Annotated in this window: 20 protein-coding genes and 2 riboswitches; of the genes, 1 reads left to right on the top strand and 19 read right to left on the bottom strand. The window is 44.7% G+C overall.

What is annotated here, in order from left to right; genetic code table 11:
- Window positions 1-92: 92 nt before the first annotated feature.
- A riboswitch (purine riboswitch) is annotated at window positions 93-194 on the bottom strand.
- An 82-nt stretch (window positions 195-276) separates the two neighbouring features.
- From guaA to AC4E8B_RS01945, 10 genes are all read right to left on the bottom strand, one after another.
- Window positions 277-1,797: a glutamine-hydrolyzing GMP synthase gene (gene guaA / locus AC4E8B_RS01990; protein ID WP_490219454.1), complete on the bottom strand. Its 1,521-nt coding sequence runs from the start codon at window positions 1,795-1,797 to the stop codon at window positions 277-279.
- 272 nt (window positions 1,798-2,069) lie between these two features.
- Window positions 2,070-2,171: riboswitch (purine riboswitch) on the bottom strand.
- Window positions 2,172-2,208: 37 nt separating this feature from the next.
- A complete protein-coding gene (locus AC4E8B_RS01985; protein WP_490216701.1) occupies window positions 2,209-4,410 on the bottom strand; it encodes a transglutaminaseTgpA domain-containing protein in 2,202 nt (733 codons plus the stop codon).
- Window positions 4,407-5,624 (bottom strand): DUF58 domain-containing protein, encoded by a 1,218-nt coding sequence (locus tag AC4E8B_RS01980; RefSeq protein ID WP_490216699.1) that lies wholly within the window; start codon window positions 5,622-5,624, stop codon window positions 4,407-4,409. Before AC4E8B_RS01980 ends, AC4E8B_RS01985 begins: the two co-directional genes overlap by 4 nt.
- A gap of 1 nt (window position 5,625) precedes the next feature.
- Entirely contained in the window at window positions 5,626-6,579 is a 954-nt protein-coding gene (locus AC4E8B_RS01975) for an AAA family ATPase (RefSeq protein WP_224906647.1), read from the bottom strand.
- A 399-nt stretch (window positions 6,580-6,978) separates the two neighbouring features.
- Window positions 6,979-8,409, bottom strand: a complete 1,431-nt coding sequence (locus AC4E8B_RS01970) for a vWA domain-containing protein (protein ID WP_490216697.1) — start codon at window positions 8,407-8,409, stop codon at window positions 6,979-6,981.
- A 17-nt stretch (window positions 8,410-8,426) separates the two neighbouring features.
- Entirely contained in the window at window positions 8,427-8,801 is a 375-nt protein-coding gene (locus AC4E8B_RS01965; protein ID WP_490216696.1) for a DUF4064 domain-containing protein, read from the bottom strand.
- 655 nt (window positions 8,802-9,456) lie between these two features.
- Window positions 9,457-9,747, bottom strand: coding sequence for a hypothetical protein (locus tag AC4E8B_RS01960; protein ID WP_490216694.1), 291 nt, complete (start codon window positions 9,745-9,747; stop codon window positions 9,457-9,459).
- Between the two features lie 19 nt (window positions 9,748-9,766).
- Entirely contained in the window at window positions 9,767-10,045 is a 279-nt protein-coding gene (locus tag AC4E8B_RS01955; RefSeq protein WP_490216692.1) for a hypothetical protein, read from the bottom strand.
- A gap of 101 nt (window positions 10,046-10,146) precedes the next feature.
- Complete coding sequence (locus tag AC4E8B_RS01950; protein WP_101552925.1) at window positions 10,147-10,437, bottom strand: hypothetical protein; 291 nt, start codon at window positions 10,435-10,437, stop codon at window positions 10,147-10,149.
- Window positions 10,438-10,496: 59 nt separating this feature from the next.
- Window positions 10,497-14,138 (bottom strand): chitobiase/beta-hexosaminidase C-terminal domain-containing protein, encoded by a 3,642-nt coding sequence (locus AC4E8B_RS01945; protein ID WP_490216690.1) that lies wholly within the window; start codon window positions 14,136-14,138, stop codon window positions 10,497-10,499.
- Window positions 14,139-14,602: 464 nt separating this feature from the next.
- On the opposite strand from AC4E8B_RS01945, the gene AC4E8B_RS01940 reads away from it, so the two are divergent.
- The gene (locus AC4E8B_RS01940; RefSeq protein WP_490216688.1) at window positions 14,603-14,902 is read left to right on the top strand and encodes a hypothetical protein; all 300 of its coding nucleotides are present in this window, start codon (window positions 14,603-14,605) and stop codon (window positions 14,900-14,902) included.
- A gap of 311 nt (window positions 14,903-15,213) precedes the next feature.
- Here the strand turns inward: AC4E8B_RS01940 and AC4E8B_RS01935 are convergent, their stop codons facing one another.
- The 9 genes from AC4E8B_RS01935 to AC4E8B_RS01895 form a co-directional block, all read right to left on the bottom strand.
- A complete protein-coding gene (locus AC4E8B_RS01935; protein ID WP_490216686.1) occupies window positions 15,214-16,902 on the bottom strand; it encodes a hypothetical protein in 1,689 nt (562 codons plus the stop codon).
- Window positions 16,903-17,004: 102 nt separating this feature from the next.
- Complete coding sequence (locus AC4E8B_RS01930) at window positions 17,005-17,847, bottom strand: hypothetical protein (protein WP_490216685.1); 843 nt, start codon at window positions 17,845-17,847, stop codon at window positions 17,005-17,007.
- 148 nt (window positions 17,848-17,995) lie between these two features.
- On the bottom strand, window positions 17,996-19,423 hold the full coding sequence (locus AC4E8B_RS01925; RefSeq protein ID WP_490216684.1) for a VWA domain-containing protein: 1,428 nt from the start codon (window positions 19,421-19,423) through the stop codon (window positions 17,996-17,998).
- A 1,270-nt stretch (window positions 19,424-20,693) separates the two neighbouring features.
- On the bottom strand, window positions 20,694-21,371 hold the full coding sequence (locus AC4E8B_RS01920) for a hypothetical protein (protein WP_490216682.1): 678 nt from the start codon (window positions 21,369-21,371) through the stop codon (window positions 20,694-20,696).
- A complete protein-coding gene (locus tag AC4E8B_RS01915) occupies window positions 21,352-22,221 on the bottom strand; it encodes a hypothetical protein (protein ID WP_490216681.1) in 870 nt (289 codons plus the stop codon). Before AC4E8B_RS01915 ends, AC4E8B_RS01920 begins: the two co-directional genes overlap by 20 nt.
- Before the next feature lie 12 nt (window positions 22,222-22,233).
- On the bottom strand, window positions 22,234-23,499 hold the full coding sequence (locus AC4E8B_RS01910) for a hypothetical protein (RefSeq protein ID WP_490216679.1): 1,266 nt from the start codon (window positions 23,497-23,499) through the stop codon (window positions 22,234-22,236).
- A gap of 19 nt (window positions 23,500-23,518) precedes the next feature.
- Complete coding sequence (locus AC4E8B_RS01905) at window positions 23,519-24,172, bottom strand: hypothetical protein (protein WP_490216678.1); 654 nt, start codon at window positions 24,170-24,172, stop codon at window positions 23,519-23,521.
- Complete coding sequence (locus AC4E8B_RS01900; protein WP_490216677.1) at window positions 24,173-24,559, bottom strand: TadE family protein; 387 nt, start codon at window positions 24,557-24,559, stop codon at window positions 24,173-24,175. It abuts the gene before it with no gap.
- Window positions 24,560-24,580: 21 nt separating this feature from the next.
- Window positions 24,581-25,951 carry a vWA domain-containing protein gene (locus AC4E8B_RS01895; RefSeq protein WP_490216675.1) on the bottom strand — a complete coding sequence of 457 codons (1,371 nt, stop codon included), beginning with the start codon at window positions 25,949-25,951 and terminating at the stop codon, window positions 24,581-24,583.
- Between the last annotated feature and the right edge of the window lie 16 nt (window positions 25,952-25,967).

Raw genomic sequence — 25,967 nt, 5'->3', positions numbered from 1 at the left:
TAAAACCAAATAAAAAACGCCCGCCGGTTTCCGGGAGCGTGACAACAGGTTCCTGCCTATAGGGGGAAATGGAAAATAAGTTCAGTAAATATCCCTATAAACATTTACCTCGTAGTCAAGCTATTTACGGCAGCTCGGTAGAAACTTTCAGGCCATATCCCTGATATTATACGACGTAATACGACATATTCAGTTCTTCTTCATTTTAGCAGGAGCACTATTTTCAGTCAATAAAAAAACGAACATTTTTCAATGTTCGTTTTTAATCGTTCGTATTTATTCCCACTCAATCGTTGCAGGCGGCTTGCTTGTGATATCATAAACAACGCGGTTAATATGATCCACTTCATTGACGATCCTGGTGGATATAAGCTCCAGTACATCCCAAGGGACCCTTGCCCAGTCTGAAGTCATTCCATCAATGGAAGTTACTGCACGGATCCCGATCGTATAATCATAGGTACGGGCATCTCCCATGACCCCTACACTGCGGATATCCGGAAGAACCGTGAAGTACTGCCAGATATCGCGGTCAAGACCTGCCTTTTTGATTTCGTCCCGCAAAATGGCGTCTGATTCACGGACAATTTCCAGCTTTTCGTCTGAAATTTCTCCAAGTACACGGATGCCGAGCCCCGGGCCAGGGAATGGCTGCCTCCAGACGACTTCATCCGGGATGCCAAGCTCAGTGCCCAGCGCCCTGACTTCATCCTTGAATAAAGTATTCAAAGGCTCAATCAGCTTGAACTGCATATCTTCAGGAAGCCCGCCGACATTATGGTGGGACTTGATTGTCTGCGCAGTTGCTGTACCACTTTCAATAATATCGGTATACAGAGTGCCCTGGGCAAGGAACTCAATTCCTTCAAGCTTAGTGGCTTCATCATCAAACACATAAATGAATTCGTTACCGATGATTTTCCTTTTCTGTTCCGGATCGCTGACACCCTTCAGCTTGTTAAGGAAGCGGTCTTTTGCGTCAACTTTAATAACATTCATGTGGAAGCCTTCAGAAAAGGTCTTCATCACACTTTCCGCTTCACCTTTCCGGAGAAGTCCGTGATCGACAAAAATACATGTCAGCTGATCGCCGATCGCTTTATGGATGAGGACAGCGACAACAGAGGAATCTACCCCTCCGCTCAGCGCGCATAAAACCTTCTTGTTGCCGACAGCCTGGCGGATCTTTTCTATCTCTATTTCAATAAAGTTCTCCATTGACCATTCGCCCTTACATCCGCAGACGCCAAAGACAAAGTTCTTCAGTATATCATTTCCATATACAGAGTGACGGACTTCCGGGTGGAATTGAACCGCATAAAGCCCGCGCTCTTCATTGCTCATAGCAGCGATTGGGCAGGAAGGATTGATTCCATCAACAATAAAACCTTCAGGCGCTTCTGTAACAAGGTCGCCGTGACTCATCCAGACTGTCTGTTCATTCGGAAGTCCGGCAAAAAGCTTGGACTCATGTTCAAGTGTCAGGACAGCTTTTCCATACTCTCGGTGCTTTGCGCGCTCAACTTTGCCTCCGAAGTGCATGGTCATCAGCTGCATTCCGTAGCAGATGCCGAAAATAGGCAGGCCCAGCTCAAAAATCCTCTCATCGCAGCGGAAGGCATTTTCGCCGTATACACTGTTCGGGCCGCCAGAGAAGATGATGCCGCTTGGATTCATTTCCTTGATTTCTTCTGCCGTGATGGTATGGGGATGAAGCTCACTGTATACCCCAAACTCGCGGATCCTTCTAGTTATCAGCTGATTGTACTGGCTGCCAAAGTCTAGCACGACAATCATTTCCTGGTTTTGCAGTTCTGTTTTCCCCGTCAAATCTGTCCACCTCGGTTATGTTATTTTTTCTTATCCTGCTCTCCCGGACCTTACTTTAACCAGAATCCGGAACAGCTTTACTTCTCTCAGCTTCATATACCCGGTTATCTTCGGCAGCAGGCTTAAAGGCCGCATGCCTGTCCAGCAATCGCCAAACAACACAAAAAACCGGAACTCTCCTCCGCAAATACGCTGAAGGCAGAATTCCGGTTTTTAAGCATAAATGCCCTAAAACGCTATATAGAATGACCTGCCTTCATAGTCAAGTCATTTAAGGTGACCTGGTAGAGACTTTCGAACCGTATTATCGAGGATATATGAAGGTGCATATTAAATTATGATTCTCGTGAACATTGTATCAACAGGTCATTTTTTTGGTCAAGCTATTGTCTTTTTAATTAAATTTTCCCACAATTCCCTGATCTCTTCCCAGCGCCCTTCTTCAAGGCTGCCTCTGTACAGAACCCTCTCATACTGGGCAGTGATCCTACTCATTTCCTGTGTAGAGAAGAAATGATCGATATAAGCAGCATATTCCCTCAGCGTCTGGTCCTGTTTCCTCTTCAGGCCGTATCGTTCAAGCTGTTTGAGCAGCGTCAGATACGCTGAAGCAAAGCGGTCATCCTTCTTTTTCATCCGTCTGAACTTCCAGATAAAATATGATGGAAGCCATTTGGATCTTTTCAGGTAAGCAGCCGCAACGGCCGCAGCAAGAAGCAGTAAGATCAGAGCCAGCAGCTTCCATGAGCCAGCGAAGAATTCCTTTATTTTCAAACCAAAGTCAGCCAGCGTAAAGGAAGAGGACGTATCGCTGTTTCCCTCTGGTGATTCAGGAGCAGCAGGCTCCTCTTTCGGTTCGGCTGCCGTTTCTTCTGTATCTGTTTCAGGAGTGTCTGTTGTCTGGCTGTCATAGGAATACTGCACATTATTTGAAAAACCTTGTGTCGGCTCAAATGGAACCCAGCCAATTTCAGGGAAGTAAACCTCCACCCATGAATGGGCATTGTTATTCGTCACTTCAAAGACCCTGCTTGTTCCACTTTCCCTTGCCTGATATTCTCCTTCTGTATAGCCTTTCACCCATCTTGCAGGAATGCCGAGGCTCCGCACAAGAACAGCCATTGAGGAAGAGAAATTATCGCAATAGCCTCTTTTTGTATCAAATAAGAATTGATCCACATAGTCATCGCGGGCACCGGGAACGGCCACATCCATCTGATCATAGGAAAAGCCGGACATCCGGAAATAGCGTTCAACCGCTCTTGCTTTATCGAACCAGCTTGATTCATTAACCGTTATCTCCTCTGCCAGCTCTTTAACCCTTGCCGGGAGATTATCAGGCAGCTGAGTATACCTCTCCAGGAAACTGCCGTCCAGATTCTGGCCATCGCCGGTCTCCTGGAGTGCAGTAACACTATATTTCGGCACGTCATAGCTCACACTATATTCCTTCAGGGGCATCGGCTGGACAGCATAAACTTTTTCAATCGCCGGATCAAGCTCAAAGCTCACATCCCCTTTGGGCTGAATGCCCTCAACACCAAGCGGGTATACAATATGCGGAGATGATTGATACAAATATACTGAACTAGTTTCCGGATTGGTTGTCATCCCCTCTCCTGAAAAAGAGGAAATCGGCACTTCATCTTCCTCAGTGAACGGAATGCGCTCTTCCCCTTCTTCGGAAGCAAGCCATCCTTTGCCTGTGTACTCATCCTTCGTTTCAACCTTCCAGTAGTGGCGAGATTTCACTTCAGTCCGGAAAACAACCTGGTTGTCTCCGATGAAGGGCCCGCCAAGCCTGGAATCATCGACTCCATAGCCTACCCGCGCGACTGAACCGCCTGGTCCGTCTCCGCTGTTCTGGCCATATGATTTTATATACGGAACAGGGTCGGGCCAAATAGGCGCTGCCTTGGGGGCAGCAAGGCCGACCGCCACACTCAGGGCAATCATCACGGCAAGCGGTGCCATCCATTTTCTCGAGAAAGTCCTCTTTTTCCTGATTGTCTCGCGCTCCATAAGCCTGTGGAATGTCAGGATCCCCATCACACCGAAACCGGCGATAACAGTACGGACAATGGCGCCGTCTGCCTGGTATGGAGTAAAGGTATCCAGCACCGTAATATAGGTCAGTGTCATAAAAAAGAAAATAAAGATCTGCCTTCTATTAATCAGCCAATATTGAAGCAGGTAAGTCATCAGCCAAATCAGCACAAAGAACAGAAGGCTCCTGAACAAGTCTGTGAGCTCCGGCCAATCGGCTGCCGAAACAAAGCCCAGATTCTCTTTGATTTCCATGAAAAACGGCAGCACCCATACCGGTGAAAAAAAAGCTCCCTCATAATAAAGATAATGCAGGGAATACAGGACATACAGGCACTTAACAAAGCCGCTGACCACCATATTCACGTTAAAATAATACATCACAAGGCTAAGAATAATGAACACAATAAACACAAGGATGTTAGAAGTATCTGTCAGCTGCTCAAGCGGGCGCATCCACTCCCACAGAAGCAGGAATCCGAACATATATAATATGACAGAAGTCATGGTGCGTCTGTTCTCATCTGCCCTCATCTTCTATTCACCTCCGAAAAAGCCTCCGAAAATTGGCCTTCATGGACAAGAACGACTCTGACCCCGCGCGCATTGGCAGAAGCCCTGAGTGCGATTTCCTCCTTGGCTGCAGACTCACGTTCATTTTTCAGCAGAAAAATGGTGACGGCATTTTTGTGGGAAGCATAGAAACTTGCCTTTTCCACCAGCCGCTTCGTCAGCTGGGCCGTGATCAGCATAAGCGAGACATTCTGCTGGGCGAGGAAGTTCTCCGTTTCCAGCACCCGGTCAAAGGAAACCGGGCAGTCATCCTTCACTTTAGCGAGGTGGTAAAAAAGGTGCTGCTGCTGTCCTTCTCCGCCCCTGACAGGGAAAGCCGCCCTTTCCGTGCCCATCGTGATCAGGCCGGTCTGGGCTCCCTTGCGGAGGATGCCTCTGATGACAGAGGCTGTAAAGGATACAACCCCCTCAAACCTGCTGTCAGGTGCGCAATCCATCATAATATATACATCATGCGATTTCCGCTGTTCAAATTCCTTTGTCATGATATCATTCCGCCTGGCGGTCGCTTTCCAGTTGATCCAGGAAAAACGGTCTCCGGGCTGGTATTCCCGGATCCCGACAGCCATGGAAGTATCCCTCTGGACCCGTTCCTTCGACGCAGTCATCCCCTGGTCATAATGGTTGTCGGCCGGCTTATAAATAAGCTCCTCATAAGCGGGGTACACCATGATCCGGCCCTCCAGCTCCACAAGCTTCTCTTTTTCAACCAAACCGATCGGATCGCCCGTTTTCAGGCGGATATTCTCGAAGATATGCTCACCGCGCGGCAGTCCATCCACTTCATACTCAAAAGAAACCTCCCGCTTGAACCAGGGAAATACAAAGGATTTTGCCTTATTTCCTTTTGAGGAAAAAGACAGCGCCTCATTGAGGCAGTCCTCGGCAATGAGAAAAAACAGCGGGAAAGAGTTGTCCCGCTTCAAAGTCACTTTTACCTTAAGCTTTTCTCCAGCATTATAATCCGTCTTTGCAAGGTCCCTGTCAGCCCGGAAGCTGCCGACTGAGTAAAAGGACAAAGCAAGGCCGTACAAGGCAAAAGGAAGGAAGCTGTAAAAAAGGAACCAGCTCACAAACCCGCCCTGGAACATCGCATAAGAAAATGTGATCAGAATGAGGAGAAATAATACAATCAGCTTCCAGACATTTTTGCCCAGATGTATCAGCCGCTTCATCTTACTTCACTAGCCTTTGGACAGGGACCGGCACTCTTGCAATCACACGGTCCACAACTTCCTCGGCTGAAATGCCTTCAAACTTGGCTTCGCTCTTCAGGATGATGCGGTGGGCCAGCACAGCCGGGGCCAGATATTGGATATCATCAGGCAGTACATAATCCCGGCCGTACATGAAAGCGAAGGCCTGGGCCGATTTCATTAGCGCAATCGATCCGCGCGGGCTCGCCCCCAGATACACACTGCTGTGGGTCCTTGTCCTGTTGGCGATATCAACAATATATCTCTTGATGGTTTCATTCACATGCACTTCTTTAATCTGCTGCTGCAGCTCCCTCAGTTCTTCAAGGTCAATGACAGGTTCCAGCTCATCGATCGGCGGCACCTTCTGTGCGCGGTTCAGCACTTCCATTTCTTCGGCCACTTCCGGATAGCCCATTTTCATCTTCAGCAGAAAACGGTCCAGCTGGGCTTCAGGAAGAGGATAGGTCCCTTCATACTCAATCGGGTTCTGGGTTGCCATGACAAAGAAAGGCTTCTCAAGCCTGTGCGTCACGCCGTCAATGGTCACACTGCTCTCTTCCATCCCCTCAAGCAATGCAGACTGGGTTTTAGGCGAGGTCCGGTTGATTTCATCAGCAAGGATGATATGCCCCATGATCGGCCCGGGACGGAACTGAAATTCCATCTCTTTTGGATTATATATAGAAACGCCTGTTACATCTGACGGAAGCAGATCGGGAGTAAACTGGATCCGGCGGAAGTTGGCGCCCACCGATTTTGCCAGCGCCCTTACCATCATTGTTTTACCAACGCCCGGGACATCCTCAAGCAGAACATGCCCTCCTGCCAGAAGTGCCACAAGGCTCAGTTCAGCCACATTGCGCTTTCCAATCATAACCTTCTCGATATTATGCAAAATCCTTTCAGCCGCGGGATTCATTTGATCGCGCATCTATATCCCTCCTGTTTTATATCTATTAAGCAGGCCAAAAGGCGCAGCTTAAATTGAATTTCTTTTGAATTATGATTCTTATAACTTATATTCGACAGATTCTGTTAAAAACCTGTAAAAAATACGGACCTGGTAAAATATTAACGTAAGGCCAGCATATCTATTGTAGGTAATTTTCAAAAATATGTAAAATGGAAAGATTTCCGGACATGGCGGAGACTGTTTCAGGATGAGTGAGGAGTTAAAAGAAATCTGCTCCTTTTAGAGGCTTTTCAACTATCCAGCATGTTCCCGCTCAAGTGAAATCACTAACTTGATAATGTTTGATTTAAACAATTAAATAAAAGCATGCCCGCATAGGCAGGGCATGCTTTCACGCACAATTAATCAAACGTTTGATTAACGGTTTTCCCTTAACTTTTCCATCCGTTCAGCCCAGTCATTGATCTTTTGATCGATCCTGTCTACTTCATCGTCAATTTCCTGATGCTTGCTGTTAATGATCTCTTCCTGCAGTCCTTCCAACACCTTCTCATGCTCTTCTGTCTTTTTGAGAAGCTCCTCTTCCATAGGTGCATCGATCAGTTCATTTTCCTTTAGGTTCGCAATGGCATCCCGGATGCGCCCAGCTTCATTCCTGATTGCATATCCAAGCCCCATGCCCATCTGATCGATGTCCATCTTCTGGAAGGAGACGGCAAATGTATTTTTGGGAGTGGACCACTGAACCCCAATGATATCAATCAGCCCTGGCACCCACTCATTAGAGATGCTGCTGTTCAACTGATCGGCATTATCGGCGCCGATATACTCGCCCTTCCCTGCCTCAGCCACCTTCTTGAGCTGACCTTCTGCTTTTGCATCCACATTAAAACCGATGATGTTCACCTTCCGGCTTTCATTGGTCTCAGCAAACAGCCTGGCTTCCTCCACCGGATTTCCGTCGCAAGTCTCCGCTCCGTCGCTGACAATATAAAGGGTAATATCACCTTCATAATCCATGCTCGCTTCCCTTGCGGCCTTTATGGCGCCTGCAAGCGGGGTCCAGCCTTTTGCCTCCACCCCTTCGACAGCCTTGAAGAAAGACTCTTCGTTATATGACTGCAGCGGATAAACTTCATCAATCGTCGTACAGGAAATCTGCTTGTCCTTGTCCTCCTGTGTGCCTGCATGCCCATACACATAAAGAGAAACATCATTTTCTTCCCCAATGGTCTTGGCAAAGCTTCTGACTGCACTCTTGGCTATCTCCATTTTCTGCTTGCCGTCTACATCAAGCAGCATGCTGGAGCTGGCGTCAAGGAGGAGAAGCGCCTTCCCGTTTTCCCGCTCTTTGCCGGTTTCAGATTCTGATGCCTGCTCCGGCTCAGGCAGGAGCGGTTCATCAAATTGCGGCTCATAATCCATGATCCTGCCAATGGATTGCTGATAGGCACTGTTGCCGAGATAATAAAGCAGTGCCTTGAACATCATATCCGGATCATCCGTTTCCTTTGTGACCTTTTTCATCTGCTCTTCAAAATCTTCCCTGATGCCTGAAAGCGTATTAAAATCAGGCCAAAGCGCGGTTTCCTTTTCATAGCTGAAGTCCTTTGTCAAAAGGCCTGGCTCTGCATTCCGGAACTCTTCCACCGTAGAAGGAATCACAACCGTGCTGATTTCATCTGTGACTTCACTGCCTTCTCCTTTATGATCCTTCCCGGCCTCTTTTTCATCAGCCGGGTCAGCCTCAGCCTGGGCTGGTTCTGCCTTGTCCACTTTCTTTTCCCCAGAGCAGCCGGCCAGGATAAGCAAGACGGCCAGCATGAACACCATGTATTTTTTCAGCATCCTTCATCCTCCTCTGATCACATTTCTTTTTCCACTGTTAAAGAATGTTCCGGCCTTTCCTGCATAACCCTGAAGCCTAAAGCTCCCGAGATAATATATAAAACACTTGGCACAAACATGAAAAAAATCGAAATCGGGAAGCTTAAAACGCCAAATGCGATCATCAGTCCCCCAAATAGCTTGTGGTTCATTCTGTTTACCAGACAGCCGACAATCAATGCCCCTGCCTGAATCATGAAAAATAAGAGCGTAACAATAAAAATAATGCCTGCCGCCTGCTGATCGCCGTCTGAGACAGCTGCCACAAAAGCCACAAAAAAACCTAAAAACGAAAACAAAATGCCAATGATGCCGCCCACCAGCCCTAACACAAATTCCGCTGTCCTTTTCATTCAATCCAACTCCTATGATGATGCATCTAGTAATGGTATATGATTATTGCCTTCCATAATTTTACGTTTTTCACCCAGTTTCGTTCCTGGGTTTTTGGTCCTGTTTTTTGAATTTCTATTGGTGATTTAGGCCTACCAAGACACGATATGCGCTGTATTATTTCTTGCCTTAAGCCAGGTCCCCCCCAGGAATGCTATTTCACCCTAAATTAATCTCAATCTCACCCCTGCTGCCATTAGCAGCATAAACACCGCCACGATTTTGATCCCTGCCAAAACCGCTTTTCCGCTCACCCTTTCCTCCTCATACCTCCCAGCTGTCCCATCTATTACAGCAACACCAAGGCAACAGAGGAAATGCAAGCAAAAAACAGCAGATTATACTTTTGCTCCTGAAAATCAATCAGCCAGTTTTCGGAAACTGTATAGGCATATACGCCAAAAGAAAGGGTAACGGTGAAAAAGAAGAAAAGATTAATTTGGCAAGGGTTCTTTTCTTGATAAAATTCAGCTCCCTTTTAGTTTCGATATCACTTTTGGATAATTTTTCTATTTCTAAAACAACCTTATATACCCTTTTACAGGCTGATTAAACACGAGAAAAGAGCTCTCCTCAGGAGAACTCTATACTGGCATACTATTAAACTTCTCCCGCTTATAAAAGTCCCATAGAAAGCCGCCACAGAAGAAAGAAGACAGCAATCGAAATGCCGCCATATACTGCTTTTTTACTTACCCTTTTCCCCTCATCCTTGAGAGAGGCCCCGCTTATGCCAGCAAGAATAAGTCCGATTGAAGCTAACACAACAAATGTGACAATCTGGTTGAAGTACTTTTGGGTATCTATAATCCAGTTTTCCTGGATTGTGCAGGCATAGATGATAATTCCTCCGAGTACCACTACCGTGTAAATCGTTGCAATTCGGGAAAGTGTTTTTTTGTTCATTGAATTCCCCCCTAAAAGCTCATACTATGCGCCAAAGGAGAAAGAGTACCGCGATGACCGCTCCAGTGCAGAGTGCTTTATTATTCAGCTTCCTGCCTTTCTCCCTTTCACCCGCAGCATCGACTGATGCCAGGAATAGACCAACAACGCCAAGGACACCAAACAGCAATAATTCATAAAAATGCTCTTCTGTGTCGATAGACCCGCCTTCCTGAACAAAATAGGCATATATACAAAAGCTAACTAAGACCAATATGGTATATGACACAGAGATAAAAGTGAAAGTCTTCTTTTTCATGATCCTCTCCCTCCCATCATGAGCTGTTGGAGCTGAAGGCTTAAAAAAGGGAAGCTCCACAAGGAAGCTCCCATTTCTATGATACAGCCAGACCAGGCTTTTCAAATAAAATAAACTGCGAGCCTCCAGACAACTAAGAAGATTGCTAAGGACACTCCTCCATAAACAGCCTTTTTACTGATATTGCTGCCTTTATCCCGTAAAGAAGCTATATCAATGGCGGCCAATATCGCTCCTATCAGGAAAAGAAAACCAAACAGCAGCAGGTCATATTTGTATTTTCCGATATCAATCTGACCATCCTCCTGCACCCTGTAATAGTATACGAGGAAGCTGGCAAAGAGCACCGCCACATAGGTATGTTTAATGATATTGAGTGTTTTTTTCTTCACCCTATCACCTCAGGGGGATTCTACAAAATAGAAGCTGATTCCAGCTATACCTGCCTTACTTAAGGCTGTGGGAACAGGTGGCCCCATCTCTGTTTTAAAAGCTCAAGCAGGTAGTTTACCAGATTAGAAATTCTCTCTTTCACATCCGGAGTCTTCGGAAGCGGAGAAGGAATTTCTTCCCCTTTAGAGTCAGTGAAAAGAATATCTGAAGTGTCTACATGCTTGCCGACACTCCATTTTTGAACGTTTTCGGCGCCTCTGATTTCGGCTGTTTTGTCGCTGTCGATCAGGACTTCTTTGACTTGAGTTCCTGTGAAGTCAACAATGCTGCCGTGGGCGGCCGATTTGATGATAACCTTGGTTTTCTTCAGGCCTTCCCCTTTAAGAGTGGCGTTTTTCTTGATTGTGATGCCTTCTTTAATTTCAGAGGAAGCATCCATTATCACCAATGCATTTTTCTCATTGACAGTAAGCTTTTTCGCTTTGTAGCCAACCAGGTTGTAGATTTTATCGTAATCAGGCTCTTCCGGCTGTTCTGGTTCTTCCACTTCTGCCGGCTTAAGTGACGTCTGGATCAGCACTGGATCATGGTCGCTGGCACGGCCGTGCTCTTCCATGAATGCAGAGTTGATGTGGACGATGTCGACCTGTGTTTTGTCTGCCAGGTTATTGGATACAAGGATATGGTCCAGCACCTGGGCATTGCCCTGGTAAGAGTAAGAATAGCGTTCTTCGGCAGGGACTTTTTCAATCATATTGGTCAGTTCCTGGCCTTTTAGTGCCTGCAGCGGGTTCGAGAATTCAAAATCATTGAAGTCGCCAAGCAGAACGATATTGGCTTCAGGGTCATCAGCGAGTACGTCTTTTACAAAACCGTTCACAATGGCGGCAATCTTCATGCGCTGTACTTCGCTTCCAAGGACAGGCGGCTGATTTTTGCCGAACAGCGGCTGGTCTCCGCCTTTGGAGTTAAAGTGGTTCGCAACGACAATAACCTTTTCTCCATTGAATTCGAACTGGGCTGCAAGCGGCTTACGGCTTGAGTCAAATGCCGGATCAGCCGGTTGGATACGGCCCGGGTTTAATGTAAGCTCGCCGTTTTCAAAATCTACAGAGTCAGTTGCTGTTCCTTTGGTGCCAGGCACCAGGGAGACTCGGTCTGCTTTATATAGGAAGCCGACGCGGATGTTTCCGCCCGGTGCTCCGCCGTCCTGGTTATTGACTGGAGCAATATCTGTATAAGAATACTCAGGTCCGCCGAGCTCTTTGATTTTAGCAATCAGTGTTTCGTAGCTTTGGCTGGCATCTGTGTTGCCGCTGTCAGTCTGGCCGTCATTGTCCTGAACTTCAGTCAGGCCAACGATATCCGGCTGTTTCAGATTTTGGACGATTGCTTCTGCCAGTCTTGTCACTTTTTCATCATCTGTCTTGGTTGAAAAGTTTTCTACATTATAGGAAGCGATTGTAAGCTTGTCATCAACAGGTGTTATATCAGTTGTTTCCCGATCGTTATCACCTTCCACAAATTCCGGGAGGCTATTTTTTTCAACGATTACCTTATAGCCGCTGAAGCCGTAGCTCACAACACCTGTGATGCTGCCGTTGAAGTGGTCGCCCATTTTGGCAACAAAGCTTTCGTCATCAATATCAAGCGTGATTCTTTCCGGGTTAAAATCGTCTTTTGTAATGCGGAGGCCGCCTTCATCTGTGTTTGTCGGGACAGACTCAGGAACGACTGTCAGCTCGCCGTATTTCTGCGGCGCGACGACTTTAGGGTTGTCCACCTGTATCAGCATGCCTTCAAGGCTTTCGAAAAAGTCGATGCCGTCCTCTTCAGGATCGAATTCGGTCAATCCGTCATTATCAATGATTTCTGTCGGAATCTTACGATCTGCACCAATGACAACTGGCTCTGGAAGCTCCTGGCTGCCTGCAGGAGTTACAGCTGTTGCTGCAATTTCCGTAACTGGCAGATCATTCTGCAGTCTGTCGGAATAGCCTTCCATCACATATTCCTTCACCTGGCCGGAAGCTTTCACCACATCGCCAAGCTTTAAGCCGTGTGCTTTTTTATAAACAAGTATACCTTCTGACGTTTTATCATCTTCATCAGGCTGGAGGTCTTGCATGTAAAAGTTATTGGAATCCAGTACTTTCACTACAATTCCTTCTATATCATTTACGTTTTGGCCTTGATATGGAGAATAGTGGCCTGCACCCTGGATGTCATGGATGCGGACATTTTCTTTTTGAATGATATAATTCAGGACTGATGGCTTGCTAGTTTTCAAGCCTTCTTTTACACCAATGGCTTTGATGGTAGTATCTTTTGTAATCTCGATTGGTGCTTCATACAGCGTGCTGTCCTCAGTAGGCTCGGTGCCGTCAGTTGTATAGTAGATGGCGGCTCCTTCAGTGCCTGTTGAGAGTGTGACCTTGCCGCCTTCTTTAATCAGTCCTGGTGCCGGCGAGGCAACGATCGGCTGGACAGTCGTAGAATCAGCGATGATATCTCCTGCATCGCGCGGGATCAGCTGGTAAACATCCCTGTAGGAGCCAAGGACTCCTATAACAGAATCATAGGAAGTATTGATGCTAAGCAGCCCGGCTTCCTCAGGGCGAATCTGGAAGGACACGCCGTTTTCATCAACAGCTGTGTAGTTGCCGCCGCTGAATGACTGGACTTCGATATTTTTCAGAGTCAGCAAAGTGGCTTCTTTCTCTTCTTTCAGGTCAGCAGCCGTTACTTCCTCTGCAGCTGGTACCTCTGCTTTTTCCAAAACCTTCACATCGCTTGCTGCTGTTTCAATCTCAAGGAGAGAATTGTAGTCTGTCAGTTTGCCAGAGGCCTGGACTTTGTCTCCGCGCTCGACATTCAATCCGTTTCCGTAAAGGACGATGCCGCCGGTCTCATCCTGAATATAAGTGGCAGAGCCAAGGACAGCTGTCACTGTTCCTTCTGCAAAAACAGTGCTGTCAAGCGGAAGCGCTCTGACTTCGGAAATCGTCATCTGCTCTGCAATCGTATAGTTGAATTGTGAAACTTCGCTATTGTCCAGGCCATCGGCTGTAGCAAAAGCTTTAATGGCTGCTGGTGCATTAATCGTGATGGGGCTGCTGTAAACAGGACTGCTTGCGTCCGGTTCAGAGCCATCAAGGGTATAGTGGATCACTGCATTTTGTGTAGCTGTAGAGAGTGTTACTTCGGTGCCAGCAGGAACTGCGCCGGCTCCTGGTGAGGCAGTGACAGGTTTGACGGTTGTGGAGTCTTCTTCAATGATTGAAAAACCGGTTGGGCTTTTGAGGCCAGGAACTGAGAAATAAGTTTCCAGTGCGCCTGTGATCTGGACTCTTTTGCCCAGGTTTTCGGGGTGGTCCACAAGATTAAGCGCTGTTCGGATGCTTCCTGACGGAAGCTGGACCGGAAGGATTTTCGCTGGGTCTGTTTCAGAAGCGGAATCAGCAATGCCCAGGTTGGTATTCTTAGTGAATGGCGCTTCCTGTTCATAGTTTGTTCCTGATATTGCCGCTCCTACGATATAGCCTTCCACTGTTGCCGTGCCGCTATTGTTGGCAATGGCATCTGCAACCGAAATAACATCGGCCGCTTTCGCAGTGGAGGATTGAAATGGAGAAACAAGGCTAAAGATTAGTGCAAAAATGAGTACAAGGCTGAACAATTGACGCTGTCGTATTCCCATCTTTTGATCCTCTCCAGTATAAGTTTTTTAGTAGGATGCTTAAGTCCCGGACTGATAGCCCAAAAGGCTGAAGACATCCTGTTCCATCTACTAGTAAAGCACCCCGGAATTAGGGATTCAATAATATTTTGTAAATTTTGTGTAAATGGCGAAAAATGAGATTTTGGCACTATGAGCGGGGTGGGTAGAAGGTTGGGTGCTGCCGGGTGCCAGGTAGGCTCAAAAGACACTTTTGCTATATTTGTCCATTTATGGTGCCAGGTAGCATAAAAAGACACTTCACCCTCTATTGTCCACGGACCTTACCTGGTACCATAAAAAGACACTTTACCGCTTTTTGTCCACGGAGGGTGCCAGGTACGGTTTTTTGCCTTTTTTGTGATCCCTGCTTTGATAATTCCCCTCATAACCAGTAGAATAGAATCATCTATGGGGTTAGCGAGAAAGGCAATGGAGGCACTGCGATGAGAGCACGCTATGAATTGAATGATATGAATTTGACATTGAGCAATGTCACTCTGAGGGATGCGTCTGAAAGCTATGTTCTGCTGAAGGCTGCCGATGAATCCGGCAATGAAGTGACCATCAAGATCTCGCATGATCAGGCGGAGTATCTTGAAATGGAGTTTAAGGATCTTAACAGGCGCCGGCATGGGTATAGACCAGCTGAATCCCGCAGGCAGGATCCTGTTGAAGAACCAAAAGAAGACGCAGCGGAAGAAGATTACAATCTATTCAATATGGATCTGTTTCCGGACGAATAAACAAAGAAACCCTCACAAAAGCCTTAGTGGAGCAAGGTTTTTGTGAGGGTTTCTTATTTTTTGTTATTGGCGGTTATGTGCGGTGCCAGGTACCATAAAAAGACACTTTACCTCTTTTTGTCCACGGATGGTACCTGGCACCGTAAAAAGACACTTTACCTCTTTTGTCCACGGATGGTACCTGGCACCGTAAAAAGACACTTTACCTCTTTTGTCCACGGATGGTACCTGGCACCGTAAAAAGACACTTTACCTCTTTTGTCCACGGATGGTACCTGGTACCTATTATGCGGTACCTATTATGCAAACACCTACTGCAGCCCCTCTATTTCCATTCCCCTTACCGGCAGGGAGTTTTCGCCTGTGTCGAGGTATGTGATGTTTACTTTGTCATTTTCCTGAAGATAGATGCTCATCGGGCTGTTTTCTGATGAGACGATATAGCTTTTACCGCCCTCGAGCAGGAAGTAGACGGTTGTATAATCGCCTGTTTTTTCTTTATAGACGCGTACGACTGTGCCGCTGATCTGTTTTTCCTCGGCCTTGGAGCTGCCGTTGACGCTTCCGCCGCCGCGCTGCAGGGCTGTTTTATAAAGCTTGAGCGCCTGGTTTGGCGTATTGGCATACGCGGAGATTTCCGGATTTGCTGCTGAAACGATAAAGTAATTCTGCAGGAATCCGTTCGCATCCAGCACCGGCGTCAGCCAGCTGGCTTCGCCGTAGAAGTTATACAGGATCGGCATTTCGCCGCTCCATTTTTTCTCAATGAATTTCTTTTCAATGATCTGCAGATTCCCTTCAGAGTCCATGTATGACTCTTCCAGATTGCCTGTATAGAAGATCGCTTCGCCCGTCCTTGAGTTGGTCAAAGAGTAGCCAAGCATGCTGTCCACCCCTTCTTTCGGCGAGGTAAAATCTGTAAAGTAATACATATCACCGTTCTCGTCGAAAATCGGGCTCACGTTCACCTCAGTACCTTCATCAGAAGGCAGCTTCACTTCCGATTTCCCGAACACACTGTTCCAGAAGCCCTGGACATAATTTCCGTAATAGCTGTTCTGCAGACTGACGGTTTCAGGCGAGACCGCACCATCGATGAAATCAGGCGCACCTGCCAGCTTATACGACTTCATTTTACCGTTTTGCGGATCGACCACAACGATTCCCTCTGCATCAAAGCCATTCCTGGCAGAGATAAACTCTCCATAGGTGCGGACATAAAACGGCTTTCCGTTATCATCCACTTCAAGCTGCACATCGCCATTGAATATCCTTTTTGGATAGTTGTTCCGGATATGCCGCTCAATGTTTTTATTAAAATAAGACGAAGGCGTGTAAGTCATCTTTTCCTTCATAAACTTAGGATTGGCATTAGAATCAGTCGCACTGATAGTAAAATACCCCGGCGTTTCGTCGCCCTTCATCCACTTGAATAATCCCGAGAACTCGACTGGCGCAATATAGACATATTCACCGTTCACCTTCTGGATCTGCAGGCTGCCGAGCTCATAATAGCTTGTATCCGGCACCTGGCCAAATGCCTTTTTCATCTTATTGCGGGCAAACTTCGGCGGCACACTTGCCGGTGTCTTTTCTTCATCAAAAGCTTCAATTTCCGTCTTTACATCCATCTTCGCTGATTCATACTTCTCATCTGCATTAAAAACGAACGCAGTCAGCAGGTAAACCCCGGCCAGCAGGGATACCAGGAACACCATGCTCTTAACAAGCCGCTCCTTTCCTGCTGCCAAAAAGGCGCCGACACCTGAAGCCAGAATCAGCACCAGCCACACAGAAGAAAAATTCCGGTCCAGGTTGGTTAAATAATAAAAACCGAATGCAGCAATAATTGAAATGACCGCCGCCACTGTCATGCCAACGGGGCTGAAGCGGCTCTTCTCTTTCTTATCCTTTTTCCCGCTCCTCCCGCCTTGAAGCGGCACAAGCAGAACTGCTATCACCAGACCGATTATAATCGAAAATATAAAAATGCTTCCCATATGCTTCCCCTTTCAGGAGTTATTATTTCTTGATGCACAGTATGTATACGGATGAGGGGCGATGGGGTTTCGTTTTGTTGGGAAAAGGCTCAGCAGCTCATGTCACTTGCGGAGATTCCTAATTAGAGGCAAGCTTTTTTCCTTGAAGTCCTTCTTCCCCTGTACCTCCCTATTCAGCCTGAGCGAATCCTGGATATTTTCCTTATCAATCTCGAGTGGATTTCCATCAGGATCTCTTTCGAAGGTGGACATGGACTTTTCTAATTCTTTCTCATTAGTCTCCATGGCTGCTTTCAAGAGGCCTTTGAGCCTGGGAGCCTTCACTTTGCCTGAGGAGACCAACTCATAAATACGTTTATATGCCGGGGCCATTGTCCGCTCTCTCAGCCCGAAAGTGTACATAATAATACTGTACCTTTCAAACTCTTCCTCCATTTTCCGCAGAAAAGCCAGGTCGAAATAGCCTCTTTCCCTCGTAATCTCCCTTTGATAGCCTCCCACTGTATACACAATGTCCCTGATTTGCGAAGACTCTTCTATAATCACCTTCGTTAATACAAGGATTTCCTCTATGGCAGCTTCCAATAAGGGGTCTTCCCGTACTAGCTCCCCTTTATGCTTGCCCAGCAATTTCACCATCTGCTGATAAGGCTCCATGTTCATGTTCATCCTTGGAACGAGCCCTGTAATGGTGTTATGCACCATGGTATTGTAGGAAACTAAATAGTAAGCAGCTTCCTCAACCTTTTCAGCCTCTGGCTCCTGGCCTGCCGCATCTAAAATCAAATATCCAGTGATATTACCCAATAAATTATTGTAAACCGTCAAAAAGTAATACTCTTTCCCGTCAAAATAGGCATAATCCCACATATCCCACTTTTCGAGAAACTTCTTGTGCTTCTTGATGGTTTGGATGTGCTGTTTTGTTGGTTTGACGTTGATCATTGGGGCACCTCCGGATCGTGTATGATAAAAAGCCCTGATTGACATGTTAGCCAATCAAGACTTTAGAGATTACAAGGTTATAATTTAAAATAAAGTTGTTAATTCTTATCTCAACAAATGCTGTTACCAAAACTATTGATCGCACTAACTAATTACTTTGGTTATCATTGTACTTTTTTTCAATTTCCTTTTTAACACCTTCAAAATTTGAATCTGCTAGACTTCGAAGCTCGAGCCTAATTTCGTCGTTTAGGTCCGATACAGAGCTAAATCGTTCATCAGCCAAATCTGACAGGAGGCTATGTGCTTCTTTAGTAATTTGTTCTTCATCTCTCAAGGCTGTAAGTGTTTTAAGTATATTGAGGTTTTCGTGACGGTTTGCCTGATTCCATTCAATGCCGAAGGTTGGGATGTTCTTTAGTTTTAAATCGTACCTCTGGCTCGAAGCATCTTCTATGGCGCTATTTTTCCATTGATTCCACTTTTCCGCTATCTGTTTAGCTTTATCCAGTTCTTCCTTCAGCTCACTCTGGTTGCGCGCATTGCTGTATATCCCTCTTGCACTTTTGGCTACTTCTTTCAGCTGATTTTGCCCTTCCGCATCTAAATCAAATCCAATCACATTGACTATCGGCTGGATGTCAGAATCCCCAAGGCTCTTGGCCTGTTCCACAGGATTGCCGTCACAGGTTTCAACTCCATCGCTGACCAGATAGATAATGTTGGTATTCGTATCTCCTTTATAGGACAGCAAATCATTTTTTGCTTCCTCTATTGCAGCGGCAAGCGGGGTCCATCCAGCAGGCTTGACAGTCTGCAAAGTGCTATTGAGTTTTTCGCCGTTATAGTAACCCATTTCATAGATGAGTTCATTGCTCTTACAGGAAAGCTCTTTGTCCTGGTCAGAACCTGTACCTTTATGTCCATAAACCCTTAAGGCAACATTTGCTCCTTCAGGGAGGTCTTCGGCAAACTCTCCAATAGACTCCTTAGCGATATCCATCATGGTTTTGCCATCGATTTGGTTTGCCATGCTTCCGCTGGCATCCAGGAGAATCTCTACATTCAGGTTTTCTTTAAACTGGTAGCGCTCGTCCTTAATATCCGGACTGCCAAACGATTCCATCTCCAGTTCATCCAACACTTCTGCCGGATTAGGGTAGTCTTCGTGGAATAAGTCAAGCAACTTTCTCCAATACAATTCAATTTCTTCGCCGGACGGTTCCTCACCAAACTCCGGAAGCTCCTTTAACTGTTTTAACAGTTCTTTTTGCTGTTCAGGAGTTAACTCATCATAATCCTGCCCGGAAAACATACCTGCACCTGCATTGGCAAGCTCAACAGTAGTTTGTGTTGGTTCTGGCAATGAAGCTAACATCTCCTCAATAGAGGGTTCATCTTTGCTGTCTTTGCTGTCTTTGCTGTCTTTGTTGTCTTTGTTGTCTTCAGCTTCTTTCATGGCAGAGGTTTCTTTTTGATCATCTTGTTTTGTGTCCGTCTGTTTATCGCTGCATGCTGTCAGCAAAGCGAGCATGACTATAGAAATAACAAAAATGTTTCGATAATTTTTTCCCATAGTGTAAAAACACTCCTTAAAAATTAAAATTAAGCAAAATTGAACCATTCCTATTCTACTAAAATTTGGATAGTATACAGTTCATACGGGAGTAATAATTGTATGCCTTTCTAGCTTATCAAAGGGAGTAACAGGCATACCCCTCAGCCATCTTCTCTGTAATATGACCCTTGTAGCATGGGGATTACCTTTTCATACTTATGTTAACATCAAATTCTTTTGTTACATTTTACACAGTTCATAAAGGTATTTATAGCCTAAGACTTATTTGTCCTTCCCTAGATTCTTGGGCTTTTCGTGGACCGCTGGATTATCGACTGCTGTATTCATTGATGAAAATGGCCCTCTGGAAAGGCATAGATTTCTTCTAATGATATTGGCAGCTTTTAACTTTCTAAACTAATTGCTTCAGCTGTTGATTCAAGAGAAGTGTCATAAAGAAAATAATATTTCTTAAAAATTCGGGCATTTATTTATCTCTTCCTTCATAAACCACGTTTAGGTATATTCTTCAAGGCTACTCAGCATGGTGATCCAGCCATCGGCTAAGCCTCCCCCTCCATGTAAGCACAGCCATGCTTGCACTTGCCTGCATTCTAGAATCATAGATTTTCAGATTGTTTATTGCTTCACTTTACAGCCCTACTCATTGTTTGGCCTCTACCGCTTTTCTAGAGTTCTGACTTAATAACAACGGCTTCTTTTAATGCTCTCAAAGTGCTTTCTTTTTGCAGTCCATCAGGCTTTTCTAACAGTAAAGTAAATAGAAGAAGGTCCTGAAGGGTTGGATAGTAGCTTATCGCGTAGTATTTTTGCCCGTTATAATGAAATTTTGAAGGAAGGTAGTCAATCCTGTTGCTGGAGGGGTCATATTCTTTTGGCTACTTTTTTGATATCATCTGACAGTTTTTCACAGTCGAGCATCGGCATATCCCCTTTCACTATATTTCCGCTTCAAATTCCGACTATTTTTATAAGAAAGCCATTAAATAAAACCCGGGATTTAATATTCCGGGTCTTATATTTTTGCGCTTATATCGTTAGTTCTCAAATCTTATTTTTCTTAAGGTGATTCTTCCTCATAAAAGGAAGGATTGCTCCTATAAATAGGGGTATAAGAGGGAACTTTCCATTTAAAACTAGCCAATCTAATAAGAATGCGGGAATGTATATAAAATAGATAAACAACATGATCAATAGATAGATCCAATTCCACTTTCTTTCTTTTTTTGAAACGATTTTCCCCATCCCTTTCTTAACTACGAATCATCTAGACTGCCTTCCACTCATTATATAGATTGGTCACAATGATAGTCTGCAGCGGAAGCAGCAGCATAAGGAGAAGAATTTTTACAATAAGTAGTGTGAAATATACATCTGTATAAAAAGTCAAAAGGGTTATCAAAACATTTTCAAAAAACAATTGAGTAAGAGAAAGGAGGATAATTAAGAAAAACGCCTTGAAGAAATTCTTTTTCATAAAGCTTACTGATTTCTTGATAGCAACTTTAAAACTTTTCACGCTATCAGTAAAAAAGTATGGTACAAAGTAAAATAGAAGCAGTACTGCCAGGCCAGGCAAAACAAAGAAAAGACCCCCAATAAAAATCAGCAGTGCGTAAAGACAGGCAAAAATATAAATAGGGATTGCCTTTTCAAGAGAGAAGGAAAGGGCCTTTTTTAATGGGTTATCCTCCCCTTCATCCTCCAGCAGGGTATATTTGATGAATGGAATTTGGGCTATAGTTAAAAATATAAGCATAAATACACCATTGGCTACATCACCTATTAAGTTAGGGTAATCCGTGTATAAGGTTTGTTCGTATATATAGTTGACAATAAATGCATGCGCCAGAAGCAGTGGCACATATGTCAGCAATGATAAAAGAATGATTTTATAAAATTCTTGAGCATACAGGCTGAATGAATTAGAGAAGATTTTTTTCATTGGCCTCTCCTGATTTATGATTTCTAATTAGCGGTGCTGAAATCTTTTCAAAATCTTTTTTGCCCTGGACAGACCTGTTTACTCTTAGGGATTCTTTTATGTTATTCCGGTCGATTTCCAGAGAAGCACCGTCCGGGTCCCTCTCATAGGTAGACATAGATTTTTCAAGTTCCTTTTCATTTGTCTCAATGGCAGCCTTTAGTATACTTTTCAGCTTTGAGATTGAGATCTTTCCTGAGTCCAGAAGACGATATAGCTTTTGATAATCAGGCTGCATTTCACGCTCCCGAATTCCATATGTGTACATGATTTCGCTGTACCGTCCAAATTCATTCTCCATTACTCTTAAGAATTCCTTATCGAAATATCCTCTTTCTCTAGTTACTTCTCTTTGATAGCCACCCAAGGTATAGACAATCTCTCTAACATAAGTTGCTTCCTGAATATTTTTCTGGGTATAGTCGATTATTTGGTCTATTGCTCCACTTAGACCTGGCTCCTGTTGAACGATCTCTGCTTTATGATTACTTAATAATTCCACCATATCCTGGTAAGGCTGCATATTCTTATTCATCCGCGGTGCCAGGCCATTTATGGTGTTATGCACCAATGTATTGTAACTAATAAGGTAATAGGCAGGCTCCTTAGCCTGGCTGTAGGATATTTCCTCTCCCTTGTCATTCAAAATCAAGTAACCGGTGATGCCACCGGTTATTGAATTATAAGCAGTCAGAAAATAGTATTCACTGCCGTCATAGTAGGCAAAATCCCACATGTCCCACTTCTCCAGAAACTTTTTATGTTCCTTTATATTTTTCAAATGTTCTTTCGATGGCTTTACATCAATCATTTCTGCACCTCATTATCCAAACACTGACTTAAAGAAACCTGTTACCTTTTCTTTTGCCTTATTAAATTTCTTTTTAACGTCTTTAACAATCTTCTCTCTGTTCCTATACATTTTGTGACCAAGGCTAGCCAGACTCAATACCCCTCCGACGACCACCATTCCCGCAGCTATCGGCTGCGCTCCTGGGATCAGCGCTACTGCAGGGGCTAGACCTGTAATAATTTCTCCAGAATTACCAACCAGGTCAAAGGCTGCTGCCGTTTTCTCTTCAGATGTACCGGCACTGTTGAATTTCTTAACATTATTCACTGTATCATTGACAGCAAAAGGCAGTGTAACAGCAGAAACAATAGCGTTTCCAGGCGTAAAGGTTTTACCCGCCCGATATAAATCATCGAATTTTTCTGCTGCCTCTATAATATCTCCAGCTTTTTTGAGGTTGTTTATATTTCTAAACTCTTCAAACGTCTTGTACTTTTGATAAAGATCTTTTGAGTTTTTATAAACAGACTGGGCATCGTAGATGGCATCTAAAGTAGGGTCTCCCTTTGTTAATGTCTTAAATCCATTAACCGCGAGACCTTTTTTGTAATCCAGATAATCCTTAAGCTCCAGATCATTCCCTCTCACAACTTTATCTGCCAGATTAATAGTTCCTCCTACTATATCCTTAGCAGAATATTTAAGGACATCGTAAGGCTTTGGAGAGTTAATGGACAGGAATGGATCTTCGGCAGTATTGCTGCTGTTGTTTGACGGTGGATTTTTTGTCTGATTCAGCTGGTCAAGAGTTTCCAATCCGGGGTTTTTATAGTCTTGGCTGTAAGGCGGACCAGGCGTGGGATTATTGGTATTACCGCCAGGCACTGTTGAAGGGTTGTTGGGATTGCTTCCTGGATTGTTTCCTGGATTGTTTCCATTCGGGTTGCTGGAAGGCCCATTTGGGTTATTATTGCCTGGACCTGAATTCCACTCTGGCTTAGTTTCCCAAGGTTTGGTGTTCCATTCAGGCTGATTGTTCCATTCAGGTGCTGTCTCCCATGCAGGTTTGGTCCAGTCGGGCTTTGTTTGCCATTCAGGTGCTGTTTCCCACCCTGGATTTGTCCACTCAGGAGGACTCTCCCAGCCAGGACTGTTCCAGGTCGGATTGTTATTCCAGCCGGGATTTGAGTTCCACGTTTCCCAGGCATATGCATTTATAGCTAGAAATCCGGGGTTCATGAAAAATAATACTGCCAATGCCATAAGGGAAACAATTATCCTTTTAATACTCTTCATTCTTTACCCTCCAATCTTTTTAAAATGGCGACAGATTAAGACTCCAACTCATAGCTTCTGCAAAATCAAAACTCGGGCCCTGCCCTCTTTGTTTGATGTAACGCTGATTTTCAGAAAAATACTCGTCGAATTTCACTGCCTTATATCGTGTAGAGGTTTCTACCTCGATCCTGTTTTTATCGTTTAGGAAGAGGGTTGTTTCTTCAACCTTTCCGTTATTTCCTGAAATATTTGCGCCGACTTCAAAAGGAATTAGACTCTCCGCGTTATTCAATTCTGCCAAAACTTTTTCCTGAAGCAGGCCATTGCCTGGCAGTTCTTGTTTGAGGATATTATTAATCGCAATATGGTTCTTCTCATACTTCTTGTAGTCTTCTGGCAAAGCTTTGATTTCATCGTCAACCTTTTTCCGCAGCTCTTCAAGATCCAAATCAGGATTCTCCAAAAGGCGTCTAACAACCTCTTCATCGTATTCAGTTATCGCTGTATCAAGTGCTTCCAAAATAATCCCTGATGCTACAAGACTCGCCTGTTCCGCATTATTGGAGGCATGCTGCTTCTCAATTAGCACATTCGCAAAGTTTGCAACCATCATAAACATCAGAGCAAAAATTCCAAAAAAACTGATCATAAATAAAGTAGTATTGCCCTTTTCATTTTTCAAGTGTTCCACTTAATCCATCACCCTGCCATTGATCGACCTGGCAAATGATATATTCGGCAGTGATCCTGTATATTTTTCAGGAATAAAAATCAGTCTTAAATCCACATTCAGTGTAAGTGTAAAGTTCTTGCCATTTCGAATGGTTTCATTAACTCCCTCGAAATTCAGGTTTCCACCGGCACTATTAATTACACCTCTTGCAGCAATATTAGCTACTTCTATATCTTCTGAGGTTGAATAAACCTTTGCAGCCTCATTCACAGCTGACTGAGCCACCATGACGGCGTATCCTGCAACCAGAAATTGAACAAAAATCATCAATATCAACAAAACAAGGGGCACCATTGCGAGGAATTCAATGGTGGCCGAGCCCCGTTCATTTTTTAGCTTTTTCACAATGCGCCCCCCTCTTGCTGTTTAATTAGATACATTTTTTTCATATAATTCATCTATTTTCTGCCTAATACTTTCCATATCAGATTGTTTTGCATCAATTAATACGTTTGCCAAATCATCTATTACTTCCCTTTGGCTTTTATAATAGTCATCTCTGAAGTCAGTTAATTGCGAAAGCTGCTCATCAGTTATTTTGCCCTTTTGCTTTATTTGACTTAAAGATGTAGTGATTTTTGCTTTCTCAATATTATGATTTTTCACCCAGTCGTTCTTGATGGAACGAATATCCAGTTTCTGAGAATTGAAGTCTTCCAGGGAATTCATTCGTTCTTCGTAGTACCAGGTCCGCCATTTTAAAGATTCCTCTACAGCCTTATTCAGCTCATTTTGCAGCTGCTGCTGGCTGGTAACATTCTGATACGTGCCTCCTGCAGCTTTTGCTACTTCTTCCAGCTGCTGCTGATCCTTCCCCTTCACATCAAATCCAATGATATTGACAACAGGGGCTACACCGGAATCTTTCAGGTCTTTTGCTGCCTCTATCGGATTACCGTCGCATGTCTCAATCCCATCACTGACCACATAAACCATATTCTTATTATCCTGCCCTTCAAACTGGGCCAAATCCTTTTGGGCTTCTATCAGGGATTGTGCAAGCGGCGTCCAGCCGGCTGGATTGAATTTATCCAGAGCACTGTTCAGTTCACCTTCATTATAAGGCTGGGGCGAATACACCAGCTCATTAGATGAGCATGACATTTTTTTATCTGAATCTGACCCTGTTCCTTTATGCCCGTATACTCTTAAACTGATATTTGCTTCTTCAGGGAGGGAGGAAGCAAATTCTTTTATAGACTCTTTGGCTAATTCCATCCGGGTCTTGGAACCTAGTTTATTAGCCATACTTCCGCTGGCATCCAGAACAATCTCAACATTGAAACTGGCTGGTGATTCCTGGGATCCGCCCTCTGATTCAGGTCCTTCCACCTCAGATGCTGATTCCATGATAGCCCTTGGATCCTGATATTCCATTTTGTACAGAGAATACAGGTACCCAAATACCTCTTTAACCTCTTCATCAGATGCACCTTCTGGCACTGCTGGAACTGCATTCAAAGCAGCCTCTGCATCTGCAGTGTCTATGCTTAAATCCTCACTGGAAAAGGATCCCTCAGGATAAGAGAAGATTTCCTCCAATGATACGGGCAAAGGAGGACTTTCAAGCTTTGACTGGTTGTCAGCATTGCCAACAGCCTGATCAGCATCAGCCTTCTCTTTCTGGACTTCTTGTTTTTGAACCTGAGTATCATCTTCTCCTCCGCTTGCGGAGCACCCGGAAATGATACTCCCAATGAGAAGAGGTGCAAATAGAATTCTAGTTAATTTACGCATAGATGTCCTCCAAGCT

The sequence above is a fragment of the Bacillus sp. SRL543 genome (assembly GCF_984799205.1).
The sequence above is the reverse complement of the archived record's forward strand: the minus strand, read 5'-3'. Positions and strand labels throughout refer to the sequence as shown.

Excerpts from the sequence above, each read along its gene's own strand:
- guaA (WP_490219454.1), bottom strand. The coding sequence starts at position 1,797 with ATGATTGTCGTGCTAGACTTTGGCAGCCAGTACAATCAGCTGATAACT.
- AC4E8B_RS01985 (WP_490216701.1), bottom strand. The coding sequence starts at position 4,410 with ATGAGGGCAGATGAGAACAGACGCACCATGACTTCTGTCATATTATAT.
- AC4E8B_RS01980 (WP_490216699.1), bottom strand. The coding sequence starts at position 5,624 with ATGAAGCGGCTGATACATCTGGGCAAAAATGTCTGGAAGCTGATTGTA.
- AC4E8B_RS01975 (WP_224906647.1), bottom strand. The coding sequence starts at position 6,579 with ATGCGCGATCAAATGAATCCCGCGGCTGAAAGGATTTTGCATAATATC.
- AC4E8B_RS01970 (WP_490216697.1), bottom strand. The coding sequence starts at position 8,409 with ATGCTGAAAAAATACATGGTGTTCATGCTGGCCGTCTTGCTTATCCTG.
- AC4E8B_RS01965 (WP_490216696.1), bottom strand. The coding sequence starts at position 8,801 with ATGAAAAGGACAGCGGAATTTGTGTTAGGGCTGGTGGGCGGCATCATT.
- AC4E8B_RS01960 (WP_490216694.1), bottom strand. The coding sequence starts at position 9,747 with ATGAACAAAAAAACACTTTCCCGAATTGCAACGATTTACACGGTAGTG.
- AC4E8B_RS01955 (WP_490216692.1), bottom strand. The coding sequence starts at position 10,045 with ATGAAAAAGAAGACTTTCACTTTTATCTCTGTGTCATATACCATATTG.
- AC4E8B_RS01945 (WP_490216690.1), bottom strand. The coding sequence starts at position 14,138 with ATGGGAATACGACAGCGTCAATTGTTCAGCCTTGTACTCATTTTTGCA.
- AC4E8B_RS01940 (WP_490216688.1), top strand. The coding sequence starts at position 14,603 with ATGAGAGCACGCTATGAATTGAATGATATGAATTTGACATTGAGCAAT.
- AC4E8B_RS01935 (WP_490216686.1), bottom strand. The coding sequence starts at position 16,902 with ATGGGAAGCATTTTTATATTTTCGATTATAATCGGTCTGGTGATAGCA.
- AC4E8B_RS01930 (WP_490216685.1), bottom strand. The coding sequence starts at position 17,847 with ATGATCAACGTCAAACCAACAAAACAGCACATCCAAACCATCAAGAAG.
- AC4E8B_RS01925 (WP_490216684.1), bottom strand. The coding sequence starts at position 19,423 with ATGGGAAAAAATTATCGAAACATTTTTGTTATTTCTATAGTCATGCTC.
- AC4E8B_RS01920 (WP_490216682.1), bottom strand. The coding sequence starts at position 21,371 with ATGAAAAAAATCTTCTCTAATTCATTCAGCCTGTATGCTCAAGAATTT.
- AC4E8B_RS01915 (WP_490216681.1), bottom strand. The coding sequence starts at position 22,221 with ATGATTGATGTAAAGCCATCGAAAGAACATTTGAAAAATATAAAGGAA.
- AC4E8B_RS01910 (WP_490216679.1), bottom strand. The coding sequence starts at position 23,499 with ATGAAGAGTATTAAAAGGATAATTGTTTCCCTTATGGCATTGGCAGTA.
- AC4E8B_RS01895 (WP_490216675.1), bottom strand. The coding sequence starts at position 25,951 with ATGCGTAAATTAACTAGAATTCTATTTGCACCTCTTCTCATTGGGAGT.